The 545-nt window shown below is 66.2% G+C and carries 1 protein-coding gene; it reads right to left on the bottom strand.

Annotated features, from left to right (window positions below; all coding sequences use genetic code 11):
• Nucleotides 1–545 (bottom strand): enolase C-terminal domain-like protein (locus ACR65J_RS21045; protein ID WP_440172747.1); only part of this gene is annotated, 545 nt, incomplete at both ends.

Raw genomic sequence — 545 nt, 5'->3', positions numbered from 1 at the left:
ACCAGGCGCAGCCCCTCCTGGTTCTCCGCCGGCGTGCAGTCCTCCAGCCAGAACAAGTCATACGGCTCCAACGCCTTGCCCAGCTTCGCGGCCTGGATCGGCGTCATCCGGTGGTGCCCGTCATGCAGCAACGGAAGCTCCGGACCAAACTCATTCCGGACCGCTTCGAAGACGGTCGGTAAATGCCGCAGATACGCCCGGGTGTCCCAGTCCTCCTCCACCGGGAACGCACCCCGCCCCGCCGGCTCATAGTCATACCGCTCCCCCGACGCCTGCGCCTGCGCCGCCACACCATAAACAGCCTTGATCCCCGGGACCGCCGTCTGGATCCGGATCGACTTGTACCCGAGCTCCAAATGCTCCCGGACCGAATCAAACAACGACTCAATATCGGCACCCGACGCGTGCCCGTACGCCCGCAACCCGTTCCGCGACGCACCGCCGAGCAGCTGGTACACCGGCATCCCGGCGAGCTTGCCCTTGATATCCCACAACGCCATGTCCACCGCAGCGATCGCCGCCATCGTCACCGGACCCCGCCGCCA

The organism is Arthrobacter sp. SAFR-044 (assembly GCF_059414985.1).
Note: the sequence above shows the minus strand (reverse complement) of the source record. Positions and strands in the feature narration are given on the sequence as shown.